This is a genomic window from Erythrobacter rubeus, assembly GCF_014705715.1.
Classification (GTDB): domain Bacteria; phylum Pseudomonadota; class Alphaproteobacteria; order Sphingomonadales; family Sphingomonadaceae; genus Erythrobacter; species Erythrobacter rubeus.
In genome coordinates this window covers 2453378-2472704 of record NZ_JACXLC010000001.1, presented here as the reverse complement: position 1 = coordinate 2472704, position 19327 = coordinate 2453378, and the positions used below count along the sequence as shown (strand labels likewise).

At 61.7% G+C, this 19327-nt stretch carries 18 protein-coding genes; 7 read left to right on the top strand and 11 right to left on the bottom strand.

The features are described 5' to 3' along the window. Window positions 1-49: 49 nt before the first annotated feature. Both IB285_RS12145 and IB285_RS12140 read left to right on the top strand, forming a co-directional pair. Window positions 50-1624: a helicase HerA-like domain-containing protein gene (locus IB285_RS12145; protein WP_190788413.1), complete on the top strand. Its 1575-nt coding sequence runs from the start codon at window positions 50-52 to the stop codon at window positions 1622-1624. A gap of 4 nt (window positions 1625-1628) precedes the next feature. Beyond that, window positions 1629-2024, top strand: coding sequence for a ribose-phosphate pyrophosphokinase (locus IB285_RS12140; protein WP_234033145.1), 396 nt, complete (start codon window positions 1629-1631; stop codon window positions 2022-2024). Between the two features lie 7 nt (window positions 2025-2031). Here IB285_RS12140 and IB285_RS12135 read toward each other — a convergent pair whose 3' ends face one another. The 7 genes from IB285_RS12135 to IB285_RS12105 all read right to left on the bottom strand — a co-directional run bounded on the left by IB285_RS12135 (window position 2032) and on the right by IB285_RS12105 (window position 9081). Next, entirely contained in the window at window positions 2032-3123 is a 1092-nt protein-coding gene (locus IB285_RS12135) for a glutathione S-transferase family protein (protein ID WP_190788412.1), read from the bottom strand. A gap of 46 nt (window positions 3124-3169) precedes the next feature. Continuing rightward, window positions 3170-4573, bottom strand: a complete 1404-nt coding sequence (locus tag IB285_RS12130; protein WP_190788411.1) for a sensor histidine kinase — start codon at window positions 4571-4573, stop codon at window positions 3170-3172. Then, complete coding sequence (locus IB285_RS12125) at window positions 4570-5313, bottom strand: response regulator (protein WP_190788410.1); 744 nt, start codon at window positions 5311-5313, stop codon at window positions 4570-4572. The genes IB285_RS12130 and IB285_RS12125 overlap by 4 nt, the downstream gene beginning before the upstream one ends. A 169-nt stretch (window positions 5314-5482) precedes the next feature. Then, window positions 5483-6160, bottom strand: a complete 678-nt coding sequence (locus IB285_RS12120) for an EF-hand domain-containing protein (protein ID WP_199803368.1) — start codon at window positions 6158-6160, stop codon at window positions 5483-5485. Window positions 6161-6389: 229 nt separating this feature from the next. Further along, entirely contained in the window at window positions 6390-6770 is a 381-nt protein-coding gene (locus tag IB285_RS12115) for a VOC family protein (RefSeq protein ID WP_190788409.1), read from the bottom strand. 136 nt (window positions 6771-6906) lie between these two features. Continuing rightward, window positions 6907-7215: a hypothetical protein gene (locus tag IB285_RS12110; RefSeq protein WP_190788408.1), complete on the bottom strand. Its 309-nt coding sequence runs from the start codon at window positions 7213-7215 to the stop codon at window positions 6907-6909. 48 nt (window positions 7216-7263) lie between these two features. Next, window positions 7264-9081 carry an aminopeptidase P family protein gene (locus IB285_RS12105; RefSeq protein WP_190789105.1) on the bottom strand — a complete coding sequence of 606 codons (1818 nt, stop codon included), beginning with the start codon at window positions 9079-9081 and terminating at the stop codon, window positions 7264-7266. A 143-nt stretch (window positions 9082-9224) separates the two neighbouring features. On the opposite strand from IB285_RS12105, the gene IB285_RS12100 reads away from it, so the two are divergent. Continuing rightward, complete coding sequence (locus IB285_RS12100) at window positions 9225-11414, top strand: S9 family peptidase (RefSeq protein WP_234033144.1); 2190 nt, start codon at window positions 9225-9227, stop codon at window positions 11412-11414. 21 nt (window positions 11415-11435) lie between these two features. Here IB285_RS12100 and IB285_RS12095 read toward each other — a convergent pair whose 3' ends face one another. After that, window positions 11436-11600: a hypothetical protein gene (locus IB285_RS12095; protein WP_190789160.1), complete on the bottom strand. Its 165-nt coding sequence runs from the start codon at window positions 11598-11600 to the stop codon at window positions 11436-11438. Between IB285_RS12095 and IB285_RS12090 the strand changes: the two genes are divergently transcribed. Then, complete coding sequence (locus IB285_RS12090) at window positions 11538-11948, top strand: acyl-CoA thioesterase (protein WP_190788407.1); 411 nt, start codon at window positions 11538-11540, stop codon at window positions 11946-11948. The two genes, IB285_RS12095 and IB285_RS12090, sit on opposite strands and share 63 nt — an antisense overlap. On the opposite strand, the gene IB285_RS12085 is transcribed toward IB285_RS12090, so the two are convergent. Continuing rightward, entirely contained in the window at window positions 11945-13534 is a 1590-nt protein-coding gene (locus IB285_RS12085; protein WP_234033143.1) for a GGDEF domain-containing protein, read from the bottom strand. The genes IB285_RS12090 and IB285_RS12085 overlap by 4 nt on opposite strands. 342 nt (window positions 13535-13876) lie before the next feature. On the opposite strand from IB285_RS12085, the gene IB285_RS12080 reads away from it, so the two are divergent. Further along, the gene (locus tag IB285_RS12080) at window positions 13877-14965 is read left to right on the top strand and encodes a substrate-binding domain-containing protein (protein ID WP_234033142.1); all 1089 of its coding nucleotides are present in this window, start codon (window positions 13877-13879) and stop codon (window positions 14963-14965) included. Between the two features lie 136 nt (window positions 14966-15101). Here IB285_RS12080 and IB285_RS12075 read toward each other — a convergent pair whose 3' ends face one another. Both IB285_RS12075 and IB285_RS12070 read right to left on the bottom strand, forming a co-directional pair. Continuing rightward, the gene (locus IB285_RS12075) at window positions 15102-17507 is read right to left on the bottom strand and encodes an FtsK/SpoIIIE family DNA translocase (RefSeq protein ID WP_190788406.1); all 2406 of its coding nucleotides are present in this window, start codon (window positions 17505-17507) and stop codon (window positions 15102-15104) included. Window positions 17508-17566: 59 nt separating this feature from the next. Continuing rightward, complete coding sequence (locus tag IB285_RS12070; RefSeq protein ID WP_328705888.1) at window positions 17567-18130, bottom strand: thiamine phosphate synthase; 564 nt, start codon at window positions 18128-18130, stop codon at window positions 17567-17569. A 22-nt stretch (window positions 18131-18152) separates the two neighbouring features. Between IB285_RS12070 and IB285_RS12065 the strand changes: the two genes are divergently transcribed. Both IB285_RS12065 and IB285_RS12060 read left to right on the top strand, forming a co-directional pair. Continuing rightward, a complete protein-coding gene (locus tag IB285_RS12065) occupies window positions 18153-18815 on the top strand; it encodes a YggS family pyridoxal phosphate-dependent enzyme (RefSeq protein ID WP_190788404.1) in 663 nt (220 codons plus the stop codon). Window positions 18816-18817: 2 nt separating this feature from the next. Further along, window positions 18818-19285, top strand: coding sequence for a hypothetical protein (locus IB285_RS12060; protein ID WP_190788403.1), 468 nt, complete (start codon window positions 18818-18820; stop codon window positions 19283-19285). Window positions 19286-19327: the final 42 nt, after the last annotated feature.

The following is a 19327-nucleotide window of genomic DNA, read 5'->3' as shown; positions in this document are numbered from 1 at the left end:
CTGCATTCCGGCTGGCCAAGGATGGATACGTAAAGAGGCTGCCGAAGCGATGAGCGAAATTTTTCTGGGACTGGGCGGAAACGGAGAAAATCAGCAGCTCGCATTGAGCCGAGCGAACCGGCACGGCCTGATCGCCGGTGCGACGGGAACGGGCAAGACGGTGACCTTGCAGGGTCTTGCCGAAAGCTTCTCCGCCAATGGTGTCCCGGTGTTCGTTGCCGATGTGAAGGGCGACCTGTCCGGCATTGCGATGCCCGGATCACCGACTTTCAAGCATGCCGATAAGCTGGAAGGCCGCGCGAAGGAGCTCGGCATGGAGGACTATGCGTATTCCGATAATCCGGTGATCTTCTGGGATCTGTATGGCGAGCAGGGCCACCCGATCAGGACGACCATTACCGAGATGGGGCCGCTGCTGCTGTCGCGCCTGCTCGATCTCAACGACACGCAGGAAGGTGTGCTGCAGATCGTCTTCAAGCACGCCGATGAGAATGGGCTGTTGCTGCTCGATTTCGGCGATCTGCAAGCGCTGCTCAAATGGGCTTACGACAATTCGAAGGAGCTTTCGGGCGTCTACGGCAACGTATCCAAGCAGTCGGTTGGCGCGATCCAGCGGCAATTGCTCTCTTTCGAGGCGCAAGGCGCGGACCATTTCTTTGGCGAGCCCGCGCTGGAGATCGACGATTTCCTCAAACTCGACGAGAACGGGCGCGGTTATGTGAATGTGCTGGCGGCGGACAAGCTTATGCGCAGTCCCAAGCTTTACGCCACTTTCCTGCTGTGGCTGCTTGCGGAGCTGTTCGAAAGCCTGCCCGAAGTGGGTGACCCGGAAAAGCCGAGCCTCGTATTCTTTTTCGACGAGGCGCACCTGCTCTTCGACGATGCTCCCGAAGCCTTGCAGGAAAAGATCGAGCAGGTGGTGCGCTTGATCCGGTCGAAAGGCGTGGGCGTTTTCTTCGTGACGCAGAACCCGATCGACATTCCCGAAGACGTCGCCGGCCAGCTCGGCAACCGCGTGCAGCATGCCCTGCGCGCCTTTACCAAGCGCGATCAGCGCGCGATCAAGGCGGCGGCGGAAACCTTCCGCATCAATGACGACCTCGACACCGAAGAGGTGATCACGGAGCTACGCGTCGGCGAGGCGCTGGTGTCGACGCTCGACGATGAAGGCGCACCGACCGTGGTCCAGCGGACCCTGATCAAGCCGCCTCGCTCGCGCCTCGGCCCAGTGACGAAGAAAGAACGCGCGATCATTCAATCGATCAGCCCGTTCGAAGGGAAATACGACGAAGCGATCGACCGCGAAAGCGCGGAAGAAGTTCTCGCGCAGAAAGCGAAGGACGCCGCCGAAACCGCCGAGGAGGTCGCGGAAAAAGGCGAGGAGGAGGTCCGCAAGCGCCCTCGCAAAACGAAATCGATCTGGGAAAAGGCAATCTCGCGCGGAACGAAAGTGGCCGCCGGGGGAATGGCCGGGGCGGCTGCCGCGGCAGTGCTCGGCAAGAAGAGCCGCGCCAATCCGATGCGTTCGGGCATTACCTCGGCAGCAGGATCAATCGCGACCGATCTTGCCGGCCCGATTGCCGGGCGCTTCGTGCGCAATCTTATCGGCGGATTGATGCGGTAGCCGAATGGACCGGGCGCTTGCGGAATTCCTGGCCGAGAATGATCTGTCGGAACCGGAGGATTGGAGCGCCATCCATGATACCCAGCGGATACGCGCGCTGTTGCTTGCGGCTGCGCGCGAAGAGCGTGCCGTCAGCTATTCGGAAATATTGGGCCAGCTTGGTTTCCGCTTTACCCGCCCGAAGATGCGGGCCCTGTGCCGCACGCTCGATGCGATCGACGCGGACGGGCGCGCGCGCGGCGAACCGGAACTGGCGGTTCTGGTCGTGCGTGAAAGCGACGGCCTGCCGGGCCAGGGGTGGTGGACGGGCCGCAAGGATTATTCGGGCGAATGGACGGGCGAAGCGGCCCGCCGGTTTGTCCGCAAATTGCAACGCGCCGCTTTCAAGTTCTGGCGCTGACGCTCCGCTATTCGCTGGCGATGACCATAGTATGGTTTTCGTAAGCAAGCCTGACCGGCAGCTCGAAATCGATCAGCTTTTCGCCGCCGCATTGGCGCAGCAGGTCGTCGCAGGCAGCGCGATCGTCGCCTTCGAGCGAGTGCAGGTAATCGAGCGCGCGCTGGAGCATCCACAGGCTGAAAGTGCGGGCAGCGCCTTCACCGGTAACACCTTCGATCTCGAACGGGGCCATGCCGACCGCGCGCGGGATTTCCGCTCCCGCATTCTCATCATGCCACGCACCGAACATACGGGCCGTTGTCTCCAGAAACGGCACATGCTCGGCCATCATCCTGCGCAGTATCGGCAGGAGCGTTTGCGGCACCTCGTCTCCCGGCAGAAACTCGCCTGAGAGCTTCTGCGCAGGCTTCACCATGCGTTCGACCCATTCCGCAACGCGCGGGGCGAGCCGCTCCATGATCTCGCCCGATGCGGGGTCGCGGTAAAGGTGAGCATAGAGCGGCCCGATCAGCCCGTAATCGCCGATGGAGGGGCGGCTGCCTAACAGGAAATCATGGGCCGCGAAATGAGCATCGAGATCGGCGAGCAAAGCCTCGTAACTTGCCTCGATACCGGGAATGGTCGCTTCGTTGATCCCCAGCATGGGAACGAAACCGCGAAATTGCTGCCCGATCATCGTGCCCGCCGCCACCTGCTGTTCGCGCGGTGCATCCGGCATCATGTTGCGGCCGAACTCTTCGAGGATCCACTCCTCGTTGTAGTTCCAGCGATAATGCATTGCGGGAAGTACGAGCCATTCGTCGCCAAAGCATTCGAGCAGCAGCGCGGCGAAGCGCTGGCGAGGCGTTTCGGGATAGACCGAGGGACCGCCTTCGGCTGCTTCGAAATGGTCGATGATGACGGACGTATCCTGCAGGATCGTGCCGTCTTCCAATTCCATGACCGGAATGATCATGCGGCCGACCGCGGGGACGATCACTTCGTTGCGGATCTGTAGATTGGGCGAAACCTCGCGGTAATCGACACCCTTCCAATCGAGATAGGCGCGCGCCTTTCCGGAAAAGAGGGAGGCGGGCGAGCCGTACATTATATGCGTCATGAAGGTCCTTTCGCGCGGTCGCCGTGTCCGGTTACGCGGGCCGGGACTATTTCGCGAGCGGAATTCTGATTTCTGCTCTCAACCCACCCTCCTCTCGGCTGTTGAGCACCAGGTCGCCGCCATGCTGCTGGGCGATGGCGCGCGCGAGCGTAAGGCCGAGCCCCGCCCCGCCGGTGGCGCGGTTGCGGGATGCTTCGCCGCGCGTAAAGGGCTCCATCATCTTGGCGATGCGATCCGGGGGAATGCCAGGGCCGTGATCATCGACTCGCAGGATTGCGTGACCCTTCTCTTCGATCACCGAGATTTCCGCGCTTTCGCCGTAGCGGACGGCGTTGCTGACGAGATTGCGCAGCGCGCGCTTCAGCCAAGTTACCTGCACCGGCGCGACTATGCGATTGAACTCCATCATCGCGACCGGCTGGCCCAAATCCTCGAATTCATCGACGATGCCGGCTGCCAATGCGCCGAGATCGACCTGCTCGAAAGTGTTGCGAGACCTGCCGACGCGGGCAAGCGTCAGGATATCGTCGAGCGTTGCTGTGATATCCTCGATACTCTCGGCCATGCGCTGGCGCTGCACGTCATCGGGCACGCTTTCGATCCTGACCCGCAGCGCGGCGAGCGGCGTCTTGAGATCGTGCCCGATCGCGCCGAGCATCACGTCCTTTTCATCGAGCAGCGCAGCGATGCGCGCCTCCATCGCATTGTGCGCGGCGATGAGCCTGCGTGTATCGGACGGGCCGCTTTCTTTCAGCGTCACCGATTTGTCCGGGCGTCTGGAGAAATCGCTCACCCGCTCGGTCAAGCGCGCGAGCGGCTGAGTGATCCGGCGCAGGAAGAAGAACAGCACCGTCATCAACACGATAAACAGGATCGCGGTCTGGACGACGATGCCGCCGATCACGCGCGGTTCGCGTCGTGGCACGGTCACTCGTGTCGTCCGCCATGGCCCTCCCTGTTCAAGCTGGATGCCTGCAACGACCAAAGTCTCGTCTGCCCAACCGGGGCGCGCAGCAAAGCGCGGGCTACGGCGCGCTCTCGCCTGCATGGCCGGATCGTCCCCGGCGCGCCTCTCTGTCAGCTGGACGGCCACCGGGCGAATGCCCTGGCTCGCAAGGATGTTAGCAAGATCGCTCGCGCGCCCGGCCATGTTCGCTTCGCCTGCCATCAATGGAGCTGTATCGCTAATCCGCGTGCGCATTCTCCGCCACGGTCCGCGTGTCGATGCAGCGAAACCGCTCGACCTCTCGATATCGATCCGCCGAATGCGTTCACGCGCTTCCGGGTCGACGAGCAGAGCGAGCGCCGCGCGGTTCAGAACGCTCGCCTCCAGCCTGCTTTCGGCTGCGCGGTAAAGCAGAGTTGCGGATACGAGCTGCGTGATCAGCAGCGCCGCGCCGATGGCGAACAGCGTCTGACCAAGCAGGCTTTGGGGCAGCAGGCGTTTCATTCCGGCGCGCTGCGGACGCTGCGACGAACATCGGCGGCAAAGCGGTATCCGCCGCCGCGCACGGTCTGGATGAATTGGGGGTTGCGGGTGTCGGCCTCCACCTTGCGGCGCAATCGGCTGACCTGATTGTCGACGGCGCGGTCGAAGAGGTGCGCGGTGCGGCCCTGGACGATATCGAGCAGCTGGTCCCGATCGAGCACGACTCGCGGGCGATCGAGGAATGCGCGCAGCAGGCGAAATTCCGCAGTGGAGATTGGCACCGTGACGCCTTCGGGATCGCTCAGCTTGCGCTTGAGCGGATCGAGCTGCCAGCCTTCGAATTCATAGAGCCAGTCTTCTTCATCTGCGGGGGTGGAAGCCCCGCGCGCGGCGCGGCGCAGGACCGTGCGGATACGCGCGACGAGCTCTCGCGGTTCGAACGGTTTGACCACGTAATCGTCGGCGCCGAGTTCCAGTCCGACGATCCGGTCGGTCGCCTCGCTGCGGGCGGTCAGGAAGATGACAGGCAGCTTGCGGGTCTCGACCAGATGACGGCAGAGCGACAGCCCGTCTTCGCCGGGCATCATGATGTCGAGCAAGACGATATCTGGCTGCGCGGAAGTCAGCTCGCTGCGGGCGGCCGGCGCGCTTGCAGCTTCGGTCACGGCAAATCCCTGCCCCGTCAGGTATTCGGCGAGCGGCTCGCGCAGCGTCGGCTCGTCATCGACCAGCAGGACCGAGATGGGGGTATCGTTGGTCATCTATCCTCGTGCGCACCGCGCCCCTGCTTCGTCACAGCCTCGAGCGGGGTCATGAAAGGAACCGGCCCGGCACGCAACCCGTCATGGGACGCAAGCCGAGCCGGTGGAAGCGAACCGGACCAGAGGGGCAACCCAATATCTGGCCATGTTCGGGCTTCGCGAGGGAGACTTAGTTGGAGCGATCACCGCGATTGGCGCGGCGTTCGGCGCGGGCTTGCTTGCGCGCCTCCTTGGCGGCGGCGCGTTCTTCGGCGGTTATGCTACCCGAACCGTCAGCATCGACGCGGTTGAAACGAGCGAGGATCGCTGCATCGAATTCCTCACGCGAAATCGCCTCATCGCCGTTCGTGTCCGCCTGGCGCAGCATGTGCATTGCGTGGCCGCCACGACGTCCGCCGCGCCTGCCTTCGCGCCTTTCACCGCGCGCCTGCATTCCGGCCTCGAGCTCGGTTTCGCTCACGCCGCCGCTATTGTCGGTGTCGAGCCTCGCAAAGCGCGCCGCCTGACGCTCAGCGCGGCGCTCGGATCTTTCGGCCTGGCGGGCTTCGCGCGCCGCGGCCATTTCGGCAGCAGTCAGTTCGCCATTGCCATCGGCGTCCGCCGCTTCGAAGCGCGCGGCGCGGCGCAGCGCGCGGTCTTCGCGGTTGAGAACACCATCGGAATTGGCGTCCATTTTCTGAAAGCGCTCGGCCCCGTGGGCTGTGGCTTCCGCGAGAGTGATGACGCCGTCATTGTCGGTGTCCGCTGCCATCGGACCGCGCTTGTCACCGTGATGATCGGCGAGAGCCACGCCAGCACCGCCCAAGGCGAGGGCCGCGGCAGAAAGGGTCAGGGTGAGTTTACGCATTATGGTTCTCCAGAAGGATTTCAGGAGAGCCGCGGCGAGAGGGCGATGGCTGACTTGGCGGCCCAGGGGAACAGCCGCCTCAGTTCAAGGGGAGTCGCAAAGCCACCGGGCTCTCTCACCGCAACTCGTGAAACCTGTTCTAGAGCGCGCATGTCGCAGGCTTATGCCGAAATCCGGCATAATTGTCGCAGATTGTATCAAGCCCGCCTGCGCGTTCACCTGCGTGCAATCATTCCGGCGCGGTCATGCAAAACACATTCAATTTGTTGCCGTCCGGATCGCGAAAGTAGCCTGCGTAAAAGCCATCATCGCCGCGCGGGCCGGGTGCGCCTTCGTCGGTGCCGCCATTGGCAAGCGCCGTGTCGTAAACCGCTTTCACCTTTTCCGGGGCGTCGACCTGCAGAGCCACCATGGTGCCATTGCCCACGGTCGCTTCCTTTTCATCGAAAGGCTTGGTCGCTGCGATGCCGGGTGCGCCGCCCATTTCACCCCAGGCGATGAACGTGCCGAAATCCATCATCCGCCCGACGCCGAAATGCTTCGCGACCGCATCGTAGAATTTCGCCGCGCGCGGCAGGTCATTAGTGCCAAGAGTTACGTAGCCGATCATGCGAATGTCCTCCTAAGGCGAGGCCGCTGAACTGCGACTCGCCAAATAAGAACATTATAGGAACATCATGATCTAAGCAAATGCATGCGATCAACTATTGTTTTAGCTCAATTGCCGCAAAGTGTAGCTGCGTCACTTAAGCCCCTCCGAGGCCCTCGCAATCCAGCCTTCCGGAGCAAAAGTTTATCGGCAATTTGCCGCCAGGCGACGTTGATGGGGGCGGATCACCTGGGCTTCCAGGGTCATCGACATCGTCGAACGTTACCTCAGCCAGGCACTCCTCAAATCCGCCAAAAAAATCCGCATTTTCCAGACAGAATGGAACGGGGTCAAAGGAAGTTGCAAAGGCCTCGGTCGAGTATGATGCAGAAAAAGCAACACCTGCTGATACAATGAAAGTCAGACAAAAAGTCTTAATCATTTTAGCCAACCCTTTATTATTCATGGGCATGTTATAGTGCAGGTAGGCTCTATACTTGTCAATTACTTATGATCAAAGCGGGGCGCAGTGACGCTCCAGCCACGCGAGGTCTTCGCCGTCCAGCTGCGGCGCGATCAGCGCGCGCACTTTCTCGTGATAGGAATCGACCCAGGCGATTTCTTCCTCCGTCAGCAGGCCCTTTTCGATGAGCGTGCGGTCGAGCGGGACGAATGTGAGCGGCTCGAAACCGAGATATCGTCCCTCCGCGCCGTCGATATCCTGCTCGACGATCAGCACAAGGTTCTCGATCCGGATGCCGTATTCGCCCGCTTTGTAGTAGCCCGGCTCGTTCGAGCAGATCATGCCTGCGAACAGCTCCTGGCTCGTCCCGGCCTGCCCGCCCGAAGGCTTTGCAATGCGCTGTGGGCCTTCGTGCACGCCAAGGAAACTGCCGACACCGTGGCCGGTGCCGTGGGCGTAATCGACCCCGGCTTCCCACAAATACTGGCGCGCGAGCGCATCGATCTGACCGCCATTGGTTCCTTGCGGGAAAATGAGTTGGTCGATCTGGATGTGCCCCTTGAGAACGCGGGTAAAGCGGTCCTTCATTTCGGCGGTCGGCTGCGCCGCGCCGTCTGCCGAATTGATCCATACGGTGCGCGTAATGTCGGTCGTGCCGGCGGGATATTGTCCGCCGCTGTCGACCAGATAGATCGATCCGGGCGGGATCGGGATATTCGTGTCCTCATCGACCTTGTAGTGCGGCAGCGCGGCATGCCCTGCCGCGGCGCTGATCGTGTCGAAAGATGTGTCGCGCAGGTCGCCGTGCTCGCGCCGGAACCCTTCGAGCTTCGCGGCGGCGGTGAGCTCGTCCACTTCGCCTGATGGCGCGGTTTCCTCAAGCCAGCGCAGGAACCGGCTTACCGCCGCGCCGTCGCGCTCCTGCGCGTCGCGCTGACCCTGTTGCTCCGCTGGGTTCTTGATCGCCTTGGCAAGGATCGTCGGGTCCCGCTTGAATACGAAGTCCGCGCCGCCTGCGCGCAGACCCTGCGCGATGCCGACCACGCCGAAATCGGGATCGACACTAACGCGCTTGCCGGAGAATTCGCCGAGCGCCGCTTCGAACTCGTCGCGGCCGCGCACGCTGACCGCATTGCCGAGGTGCTGGGCGACTTCGGGCGTCATCTTGTCCGGAGCGATGAAAAGCTCCGCCCGCCCGTCGCTATGCGCGATCACATAGGAAAGCGCCACCGGGGTGTGCGCCACGTCCGCGCCGCGAATGTTCAGAAGCCATGCAATCGAATCGAGCGCCGGGACAACCACCGCGTCCAGATCGTTCTCGCTGAGCCAGTCAGCGATTCCTGCGCGTTTCTCTGCCGAAGACTGGCCTGACAGCCCGTCATCATGGACCATCGCGGCCGCACCGGAGGGCTGCGGCTGGTCGGCCCAGACCGCGTCGATCGGATTGCTCGCCGCGGGCACCATCTCGATCCCCTTGGGGCCTACGACGTTCTCCAGCGCTTCCACCCAGCTCCACGTGTGCAGCCATGAATCGTAAGCGATTTTCGCGCCCTTATCCGCCTTTTCGATCAGCCATTCGCCGAGCGTATCCGCGGGGATGCTGCGATATTCGAACAGGCTTTCATCGACCTGGTCGCGCACCTGCACGGTGTATCTGCCATCGACGAAGATCGCCGCATGATCGCGCGTCACCGCCGCGAACCCTGCCGATCCGCCAAACCCCGTGAGCCAGTGCAGTCGCTGCGCGTAATCGCCGACATATTCGCTCATATGCTCATCGGAGATCGGTACGATGAACCCTTCAAGATCGCGGCGCTTCAGCTCCTCTCGCAGGGCTTTCAGGCGGGCTTCGTGGGTCTGCATCAGCATCGGTCTATCGTCCTGCTTCACACGCGGCATTGTGCTGCGCGAAATTGTCATTACTAACCCCACACATAGGCCGGATGGCGGCCGCTTTCCACCCAAGCGATCTGGCGTCGCGCAGACCCGAGCTTTCGATGAAGACCATCCCGATGACCCGCCCAAAGATGTGCGCCGCATTTGCCGCTGCACTTGCTCTTGCCCTGCCGTTTCAGGCCAACGCATCCAACAATGAGGACCAAACCGGCGTGACCACTTCCGACACCGCTGCTCCCACTTCTCCGCCCGTCGCCGAAAAGCGCGAGCACAGCTACACCCGGCACGGCATCACGATCTCCGATCCGTATGACTGGCTTTACGACAAATCCTATCCGACGGTGGATGACGAGGATGTGCTGGATTACCTCAAGGCGGAGAACGCCTGGTTCGAGACCAAGATGGCGCCGCACAAGGAATTGACCGAGGCGCTGTTCACCGAGATGCGCGCGCGGATCAAGGAGGATGACAGCACCGTACCGCAGCGCCGGGGCGATTACCTTTATTGGTCCGAATTCGAAGAAGGCGCGCAATATCGCAAGCACTGGCGCAGGCCCGTGGCCGGCGGCGATGACCAGTTGATCCTCGATGAAACCGCGCTCGCGGAAGGTCTCGAATATTTCCGCCTTGGCGCGGTTTCTGTGAGCAAGAATGGCCGCTACCTCGCTTACTCGACCGATACCAACGGGTCGGAGCGCTTCACGGCGCGGATCAAGGATTTGCAGACCGGCGAACTGCTCGCCGACGAAATTCCCGAAACGCTTTCGGGGCTGACCTGGCTCAAAGGCGATACGATCCTTGCCTACAGCAAGGTCGACGACAATTGGCGGGTCAACAACGTCCGCCTCCACACGATCGGTACGCCGACCAGCGAGGATGTCGAGATCTTCACCGAGGACGATATCTCGTTCCGCGTCGGCGCGGGCCTTTCCGCGCAGGAGGACTATCTGGTCATTTCGACCGGCGACAACGAGACCAGCGAAGTGCGTTTCGTTTCCGCCGATGATCCGACCGGCGAACAGGTGCTGGTGAAGCCGCGCGTGAAGGGCGTGGAATACAATATCGACATTCGCGATGGAGAGCTGTTCGTCCTCACCAATGACGATCACATCAATTTTCGGCTCGCCAAGGCATCAATCGACACGCCCGGCAATTGGGAAACCGTGATCGCAGGTAGGGACGAATTTTACCTCACCGATTTCGAGCTCTTCAAGGATTTCCTCGTCACCGAGGGACGGCTGAACGGGCTCGATCAGGTGCAGATCCGCAGCTACGATGCGCCGACCAGCGCTGCGCCGATCGCTTTTCCTGAGGCGAGCTACAATGCCGGTCTTTCGAACAATCCGGAATACGATCAGGCCAAGCTGCGACTCTCCTACGAAAGCATGATCACGCCCGACACGGTGTTCGATTACGACGTGGCGAGCCGTTCGCTCGAACAGCTCAAGCAGCAGGAAATTCCGAGCGGTTACGACGCCAATCTCTACACGACCGAGCGGATCGAGATTCAGGCACGCGACGGGACGATGGTCCCGGTTAGCATTGTGATGCGCAAAGACCGCGACCAGATGAACGGCGGCGAAGCAGGTCCGCTGCATCTCTACGCTTATGGTGCGTACGGTTATGCGGTTCCGCCGGGGTTCTCGACCACCCGGCTCAGCCTGATCGATCGCGGTTTTGCCTATGCCATCGCGCATATTCGCGGCGGCGATGATCTGGGGCGGCGCTGGTATCTTCAGGGCAAGCTCAACGAGCGGGCCAACACCTTCAACGATTTCGTCGATGTGGGCCGCGGCCTGATCGCGCAAGGCTACACGGCCGAGGGCAAGGTGACCGCGAGCGGCGGCTCGGCGGGCGGCGAGCTGATGGGCGCGATCATCAATCAGGACCCCGCGCAATACGGAGCGGTGGTTGCGCACGTCCCCTTCGTCGATGTGCTGAACACGATGCTCAACGAAGAACTGCCGCTGACACCGGGCGAATGGCAGGAATGGGGCAACCCGATCGAGAGCAAGCAGGCCTTCGCCTACATCCTTTCCTACAGCCCCTACGACCAGGTGACTGCGCAGGAATATCCGCCGCTGCTGGTGACCGCCGGGCTCAACGATCCGCGCGTCACCTATTGGGAGCCCGCAAAATGGGTCGCCAAACTGCGCGAATACAAGACCGACGACAATGTGCTGCTGCTCAAGACCAACATGGGCGCAGGCCACGGAGGCAAATCGGGCCGCTGGAATTCGCTCTATGAAACGGCGGAGGAATTCGCCTTCATCCTGTGGCAGATGGGTATGGCGGAAAGCGAGTGATACCTTGGTGAAGGCTCACAATTACACGAAGCCGGTGATCTTCATTGCGGTGATTGGAGCATACATCGGGTTCAAACCTGTTTTACGGCTGCGGATCTCGTGTGCCTTCAGTGAGGCCTGCCCGTGACCCTCTGCTTCTCGAAAACCTTCACTGCTGCGCCAGCGCACATCGATGAACTTGGCCACGTCAACAATTCGGTGTGGGTGCAGTGGATCCAGGATCTCGCCACCGCGCATTGGGACGCGGCCGCGCGGGCGGAGGACCATGCGCAGTTTTTCTGGGTCGTGATCCGGCATGAGATCGATTACCGCGGCAACATCGCGGAAGGCGATATCGCGCACGGCGAAACCTGGATTCCCGATCCGCCGCGCGGCGCGAAATCGGTGCGGCATGTCGACTTCACGAGCGCCGACGGAAAGCGGCTCGTATCCGCGCAGACGACCTGGGCCATGCTCGACAAGGAGACCAAGCGATTGGCGCGCGTCCGCCCCGAAGTGATCGCGCCGTTTCAGGCGGGTTCAGCCTCGCGCTAGGCGGCGCGTTTGCGTTTCGGGCGGCGCGATGGCGGCGCTTCGCTGAACACCTTGAGCCGCTCGAAATTCATGCGGTTGCGCCCTGCTTTTTTGGCGTCGTAGAGCAACTTGTCTGCGCGCGCATAGAATTCCCCGAACGTCATGTCCGCCGTGGCCGAGCGCGGCATTTCGACCACCCCCATACTTGCGGTAAGCGGCGCTTCGAGGCCGGGTATTTTGCGCGCGACATGAAGCGGGATGGCCTGCCGCAGTGCTTCGACACGATTGATGGCGTCCGGGCCTCTCAGCAGCACGACGAATTCTTCGCCGCCGAGCCGAACGGGGACACTGTCTCGGCTGCCGCGCACTCTCAGCGCTTCGGCCGCTGCGACCAGAGCGGCGTCACCAGCCTGATGTCCATGCTTGTCATTGACCTGCTTGAAGCGGTCGAGGTCGACAAGTGCAAAGGTGTCGAAGCCCTTTGCGATCAGATCCGGGAACCGGGCGGTGATGGCGCGGCGGTTCATGAGGCCGGTGAGCGGATCGCGTTCGGACAGGCGCGACAGCTCCATGGCGCTTTCGACAGCTTCGTCTCTTTCGCGGCGAATGGCGAAGAACCGATCTGCAATCGCAAGGCTGATTATCGTGACTTCGAATCCGGTCGCGACAAACAGCAGCAAATCGAGCTCGGGCGGGCCGACATATATGCCGAGACCGCGCCAGAGCCGCTCGATCGAAGCAAGGATCAGCGGAATCCACGCAACAGTCACGAACCGGGCCGATCGGCTGCCGCGCAGCACCGCCTCGACCAGGGCCGCACTGATCACGGCGATAGTGGGCAGGAAAGTGTAGAAATAGAGCCGGTCATCGTAAGCCTGCGTTGCATGCAATTGCAATGCGAAGAAACCGGGCACGATGATCGTCCAGATACCGGTGGCCTGCGTGAGGATGCGCATCTGTTTCGACTGCGCATCCTCTTCAAGGAATTTGGCGAGGAACAGCGCGGAGACCCCGCAGCCGATTGCCCACGCCAATGGTCCCGCTATGGCAACAACCGCCACCGGCAGGCTTACGACCAAGCTGATCAAACCTCCGGCGAACAGGACGTAGACCATCATCGCGATGACCATGACGGCATGAAGCGCGACGAAGCGTTCGCGCAAAACGGCGAAGAAACCCAGGTCGAAAAGCAGCGGCAACAGCAGCATGCCGATGACCATTGCGAGCACCATCATCTGCGTCATCGACCAGTGCAGGCTATCAGGATCGGCGGCCAGGCGGGCCTCGGCCAGAAGCGGTGCCGAGTGCGGACGGTCGATCCGCACCAAGAGCACCTGCGTTTCGGGTCGCAATTCAGGGAGGGGTAGCCGGAAAACCGGACCACCGGGAAAGGTCTCCGCCTCATCTTCCGCAAAACTCGCCGTGCGCATCGCGCCACTTTCGTCGATGGCCGCGAATGTAATCGTCTCGAACCTTGCGATCCGGCTGAAGAAAAACCGAGGGGACGCGCCATCCTGCCAGTAAGTGGCATCGAAACGCAGCCAGCCAACCGGGCGGTCGGTCTGGAAACCTCTGGGCTCGCAGGTCCACATGACTGCGGATGTCATGTCCGCAAATGTGCGCTCAGTGCCCGAGGCGGCATGGCAAGCGACCGCGGAATCCGCTCGACCCTGCTCCTGCGCGCTCAAAGGCGCCGACAGCAACACCATCTGCAAAGCCGCAAGGACGAGAAACAATCGGAAGAGGCAGGTTCTCAGCACGCAGGCAAACTAGGCCCGAACCCCTACCAATGGGTTTACATTGAGCCGCGTTAAGGCACAAAATAGCTGCAATTGCGGTGAATATCTGAGGTTCGCACGCGGATTGATTAACCACTGCGCGGCAGGCAGCCGATGGTCACGCGGCTGTCATAACACGGTATTAGCGGAATTCTCGCTTGGAGATGAGAATTGACGAACACGAAAGCTTTCATTCTGGGGTGCCTGGCCACTGCGGCCTTCACGCTTTCCGCCTGTGATGCCGGTGGCGGGGGCGGATCCCGCGATTCCATTCGCGCAGTGGGCTCCTCCACCGTATACCCTTTCGCCAAACAGGTGGCCGAAAGCTATGCGCGCTCCAACCCCGACAACAAGTCGCCGCTGATCGAATCCACCGGGACCGGCGGCGGCATCCAGCTGTTCTGTTCCAAGGTCGGCGCGGATTCGCCCGATATGGCCAATGCATCGCGCCGGATGAAATTGTCCGAATTCGAACGCTGTATGGCCAACGGTGTGGAGGAGGTGATCGAGCTGCAAGTCGGGCTGGACGGCATTGCCTTTGCTTCCGCGGCGGGAGGCATCGAGCTCAACTTGTCACCGAAAATCGTATACGAGGCGCTGGCGGCGAACCCATATGGCGAGGATCAAACCGCCCAGAACTGGTCCGACGTCGATTCCTCGCTGCCGGATGTGCCTATCCTCGTCTACGGCCCGCCCAGCACGTCGGGGACGCGCGATGCGCTCAAGGAACTGGTGCTGGAGGTAGGCTGCGATACCAATCCGCAGATGGAAGAGCTGAAGGAGCAGGATGAGGACCGTCACCAGCAGATTTGCACAGAAGTCCGCTCGGACGGCGCCTATGTCGACCAGGGCGAGCAGGACAATCTGATCGTCCAGAAGATCGAGAGCAATCCGCGCGCCATCGGCGTGTTCGGTTTCTCTTATCTCGATGAAAACTCCGACAAGGTGCTGGGCCTACCGATGAACGGGGTCGATCCGACCTATGAAAACATCTCCAGTTTCGCCTATCCGGGCGCTCGACCGCTCTATGTCTATGTGAAGAAAGCGCATATGCGCGCGATCCCCGGACTTGATGCCTTTCTGCAGGAATGGGTCAAAAGCTGGTCGGCAGACGGCCCGCTGGCCCGGATCGGCATGGTCGCATCGCCGCCCGACAAAATGGCCGAGAACGAGCGCAAGGTGAACGAGCTGATCGTGATGACACGCGCGGACCTGACCGGTGAAGCCGAGAGCGAAACAGAGGCTGCTTCGGCAAGCTGAGCGCGCACTCTCCACCACCAGATATAACACCTAATCCCTAGGGCTCGACACCTGCTTTCGCCACCCTGTCAGGCTCGGTGCTGTGATTGCCTATTTCTCGCAGCGCGACGTCACTTATTCACTTCGCCATCTTCTCTCAGAGCGGGTTGCCATCCTGATCGCGAAAGATCTCGCGTCGCCCGACATGGTTGGCTGGGCCGACGAGGCCTTCGCTTTCCATGCGTTCGATCCATTTGGCGGCGGTGTTGTAGCCAACGCCCATTTGCCGCTGGAGCCACGAGCCAGACGCTTTCTGGTTCTCGATCACGATCTGGCAGGCCTGGCGGTATTTGCGCTCTTCCGGGCTGTCCGATGCGGTAAGATCGTCTTCGAAATTGAGGCCGCCGCCATCTTCGGGTTCTTCGGTGACCGCATCGACATATTCGGGCGAGCCTTGCGCGCGCCAGAAATCGGCAACGGCTTCGACCTCCTCATCGCTTACGAAGGGACCGTGGACGCGCACCATCGCGCCGGTATTGGGCTTGTAGAGCATGTCGCCCTTGCCCAGCAGCTGCTCGGCGCCCTGTTCGCCGAGGATGGTGCGGCTGTCGATCCGGCTCGTCACCTTGAAGCTGATGCGGGTCGGCAGGTTCGCCTTGATCACGCCGGTGATGACGTCGACCGATGGGCGCTGTGTCGCCATGATCAGATGGATGCCTGCAGCGCGCGATTTCTGGCTGAGGCGCTGGATCAGAACCTCGATTTCCTTGCCCACCGTGACCATCAGATCGGCGAGTTCATCGACGATGAGCACGATTTGCGGCAGCGGTTCGTAATCGAGCTGTTCTTCTTCGAACAATTGCTCGCCCGTATCGGGATCGAAACCGGTCTGCACCCGCCGGCCAAGCGGCTTGCCGTTGGCCGCGGCGCTGCGCACTTTATCGTTGAAGCTGTTGATATTGCGCGAATTTACCGAGCTCATCATCCGGTACCGCTGCTCCATCTCCTCGACCGCCCATTTCAGCGCGCGAACGGATTTGTGCGGCTCGGTAACCACCGGGGAGAGCAGGTGCGGGATGTCATCGTAGCTCTTCAGCTCCAGCACCTTGGGGTCGATCAGGATTAGGCGGCATTCCGCGGGTGTGAAGTGGTACAGCAGTGAGAGCAGGATGCAGTTCAGCCCGACAGACTTGCCTGACCCGGTCGTGCCCGCGACCAGCAGGTGGGGCATCGCTGCGAGATCGGCGATGATCGGTTCGCCGGCGATATCCTTACCCAGAATGATCGGCAGATTGCCTTTGGACTCGGCAAAGGCAGCGCAGGCGGCAAGCTCTTTCAGCATCACCATCTGTCTGTCTTTATTGGGTAATTCGATCCCCATGACCGTTTTCCCGGGAATCGGAGAGACGCGCGCCGAAATCGCACTCATATTGCGGGCGATGTCTTCTGCGAGGCCTATGACACGGCTGGCCTTGATCCCCGGAGCGGGTTCGAGTTCGTACATCGTGACGACCGGTCCGGTGCGAACGGCCGTGATTTCGCCTTTCACGTTGAAATCGTCGAGCACGTTTTCGAGCAGGCGCGCATTGCGTTCGAGCGCGAGCTTATCGAGTTTCGGCCCGGAATCTTCCGGTGGCGTTGCGAGCAGATCGAGGCTGGGCAGGTTGTACGCCGCGAACATGTCGCTCTGTTTCTGCTTGGATGCAGCCGCTTTCTTCGGCGGAGACGAGGGATCGCTGATTTCCGGAGCGCGGCGCGGAGCGGGTTCAGGGGCGACCTGCGCTGCAGCCTTGCTTTTGCGGCGCGCCTTTGGAGCCGGAGCGTCCTCCCCTTCATCGATGAAGGTGCGCCGTTCCTGGCGTTTACCCCGCGCGAAGGGAAGGCGCGAGAGCAAAGCGCCACCGAGCGATCCTCCGCCGAGAAATTCGGGGAGAGTAAGCAGGGCGCGCCAATCGATCGCGAAAATCCGGGTGAGCAGGGTGACGCCAACGGCAAGACAGGCGAAGGCCGCGCCGAGAATGATCCAGCCGGATGCCTGGTCGCCGAACCGTTCGGCGACCGCCTGAATGCCGCGCGCGCCGAGTAAGCCGGAGGTTCCGCCCAGTTGTGCGGGCAGGGTTCCGCTCGGGCTGTCGAACGCGAGCGAGAGCACTGTGCCGAGGCATACCATTGCGACCAGCAGCAGGCCGGTTGGAAGCCACCAGCGCGTTGTTTCCTCGATGTTTTCCTCTCCATCGTCGTTTTCGACATCGCGCCATAACTTGCGCGCCGAGATGTAGAGGAGCGGCAGCAGCAGCACCGCGGGGAGGCCAAAAATGAACAGCGCGCGATCGGCCGCCCACGCTCCCGATAGCCCCATCCAATTGCTTACGTCGTCCGTAGAGGCGGCGGTGGAGGGGCTGGGATCGGTCTGAGTGTAGCTCGCTAGCGCCAGAGCGAGGAAGATCATGGCTGCCAGAAGAATACCCGCCCCGGTCATCTGCGCGGCGCGGCGCATGCTCCGGCGCAGCCCTGCGCGCCAGTCTGCGTTGGATTTCCGGGTATTGATAGCGCGGCTCGCCATATTGTGCTCCCCAAGGGCGGGACGATGAGAACACACCATGAATCCTTGGCGAGTCCGGGTCAAGCGTCTGCGGGGTAAACAGCGCCTTTGGAGAGACCGTCGATTGCGGCCCAACGGGGCCAATCGAGCGCGCGGGCGCGGCGCGCATCCATTCCCCCGAGCGCAATTACCGGCGCGCGGGAGTAGCGGGCGAGCGCTTTGAAGCGGACCGGCCCCAAGACTTGGCCGCCGGGATGGGAATTTGTGCTGAATATTGGTGAAAGGAGAACACCGTCTGAACCTATTAGGTTCGCTTCACCGATTTCGCGCAGATTGTGCGCCGTCGCCAGATGCAGCAGCTCGCGCCGTCTCGGCCATAGAGACTTGGGCGCACCGTAAATCCCGTCCGCACCCCAATCGGTCGCGGTGAGTGCGCTATCGGCCAAGACCACCGTGTGATTGCAGGCACGGGCGATCCGCCGCAGCTTACGAAAGCGAGCGTATCGCTTCTCCTCATCGAGATGATAATGGCGATAGATGAAGCCCGAACCGCGCGGCATGCGGCGCAGTGCGTCCTCAAGCACGGCGTCATTGCGCGCGTCGGATATCAGCCACAGGTTCGGGAGGGATTGGTCTTGCCGCACGCTGGCCCTATAGCCGCGCGCAATGGAAAATGCAGCCTCACGCCTCGCCGAAGTGGAAACCAATATCGCGCGCATCTGCAAGCCCGCGCGCCGCGAGCCTCAGGACATCACGCTGATCGCCGTCAGCAAGACCCATCCCGCTGAAAAGATCGAACAGCTGCTCGAAGCCGGTCACCGGGTATTCGGAGAAAACCGCGTTCAGGAGGCCCAGGAAAAATGGCCCGCGCTGCTCGAACGCTTTCCTGACGCCGAATTGCACCTGATCGGGCAGCTGCAATCCAACAAGGCCGACGATGCCGTTGCGATGTTCGACTACATCCACGCGCTTGACCGCCCGAGCCTGCTCAAGGCGCTCGCCAAAGCAATGGACAAGGCTGGAAAGCGCGTCCCGTGCTTCGTGCAAGTGAATATCGGCGACGAGGACCAGAAGGGCGGCTGCGCAATTGCCGAGCTTCCCGATTTCCTCGCGAAGGTTCGCGATGCGGATATTCCGATCGCCGGGCTCATGTGCCTTCCGCCAGCCGATATCGAGCCTGCGCCTTTCTTCGCGTTTCTGGCGAAGCTCGCGCAGGATAACGGCGTCGAGGGGCTGAGCATGGGCATGAGCGGCGATTACGAAACCGCCGTGCAACTGGGCGCGACTCATGTGCGCGTCGGCACAGCACTGTTTGGCGCGCGCGGCTGACGATGGCCGGCAAAGACGAACCGCTCGCCCTTTTCATCGACAAATGGCGCGGGCCATTGTCCGAGCAAGCGGATGTGCGCTTCGAGACCCGCCCGCTTGAAGACAGCTCGGGATTGCATTTCGCCATTGCAGACAGCTTCGCCGTGTCACTTGGGCTAAAGGCGATCGGCACAAACTGGGAATTGCTCGACCCGAGCGGTGATGCCGACGCGCCGCGATCGGCTGTCGCGGCTTTCGGGGAGGCGTTTGCCGTGAACATGGCCTTGCCCGGGACACCATGGCTGGGCGAGGAACGGGCGAGGGAATGCGGTAGAGATTTTTTGGGTGCATTCGATCCGGCGTCGCGTACGGTAATGACCAATCGCATGTATTTCGGCTGGCACCCGCTCACCGATGCCCAGATCGAGTGGGCTTTTGTCGGTTTCGATGACCGCTCCATCGCCCTGCTGCTGACGACGATGAGCGACTGAACCAAAAAGGGGCGCTCCGAAGAACGCCCCTTCCTAAATCTT

What these genes read in the sequence shown, in the direction of transcription:
- IB285_RS12075 (WP_190788406.1), bottom strand. Translation starts at nt 17,507, where the DNA reads ATGGCGAGCCGCGCTATCAATACCCGGAAATCCAACGCAGACTGGCGC.
- IB285_RS12060 (WP_190788403.1), top strand. Translation starts at nt 18,818, where the DNA reads ATGGCCGGCAAAGACGAACCGCTCGCCCTTTTCATCGACAAATGGCGC.
- IB285_RS12125 (WP_190788410.1), bottom strand. Translation starts at nt 5,313, where the DNA reads ATGACCAACGATACCCCCATCTCGGTCCTGCTGGTCGATGACGAGCCG.
- IB285_RS12110 (WP_190788408.1), bottom strand. Translation starts at nt 7,215, where the DNA reads ATGAATAATAAAGGGTTGGCTAAAATGATTAAGACTTTTTGTCTGACT.
- IB285_RS12145 (WP_190788413.1), top strand. Translation starts at nt 50, where the DNA reads ATGAGCGAAATTTTTCTGGGACTGGGCGGAAACGGAGAAAATCAGCAG.
- IB285_RS12130 (WP_190788411.1), bottom strand. Translation starts at nt 4,573, where the DNA reads ATGAAACGCCTGCTGCCCCAAAGCCTGCTTGGTCAGACGCTGTTCGCC.
- IB285_RS12140 (WP_234033145.1), top strand. Translation starts at nt 1,629, where the DNA reads ATGGACCGGGCGCTTGCGGAATTCCTGGCCGAGAATGATCTGTCGGAA.
- IB285_RS12120 (WP_199803368.1), bottom strand. Translation starts at nt 6,160, where the DNA reads ATGCGTAAACTCACCCTGACCCTTTCTGCCGCGGCCCTCGCCTTGGGC.
- IB285_RS12100 (WP_234033144.1), top strand. Translation starts at nt 9,225, where the DNA reads ATGACCCGCCCAAAGATGTGCGCCGCATTTGCCGCTGCACTTGCTCTT.
- IB285_RS12135 (WP_190788412.1), bottom strand. Translation starts at nt 3,123, where the DNA reads ATGACGCATATAATGTACGGCTCGCCCGCCTCCCTCTTTTCCGGAAAG.
- IB285_RS12065 (WP_190788404.1), top strand. Translation starts at nt 18,153, where the DNA reads ATGGAAAATGCAGCCTCACGCCTCGCCGAAGTGGAAACCAATATCGCG.
- IB285_RS12105 (WP_190789105.1), bottom strand. Translation starts at nt 9,081, where the DNA reads ATGCTGATGCAGACCCACGAAGCCCGCCTGAAAGCCCTGCGAGAGGAG.
- IB285_RS12115 (WP_190788409.1), bottom strand. Translation starts at nt 6,770, where the DNA reads ATGATCGGCTACGTAACTCTTGGCACTAATGACCTGCCGCGCGCGGCG.
- IB285_RS12085 (WP_234033143.1), bottom strand. Translation starts at nt 13,534, where the DNA reads ATGACATCCGCAGTCATGTGGACCTGCGAGCCCAGAGGTTTCCAGACC.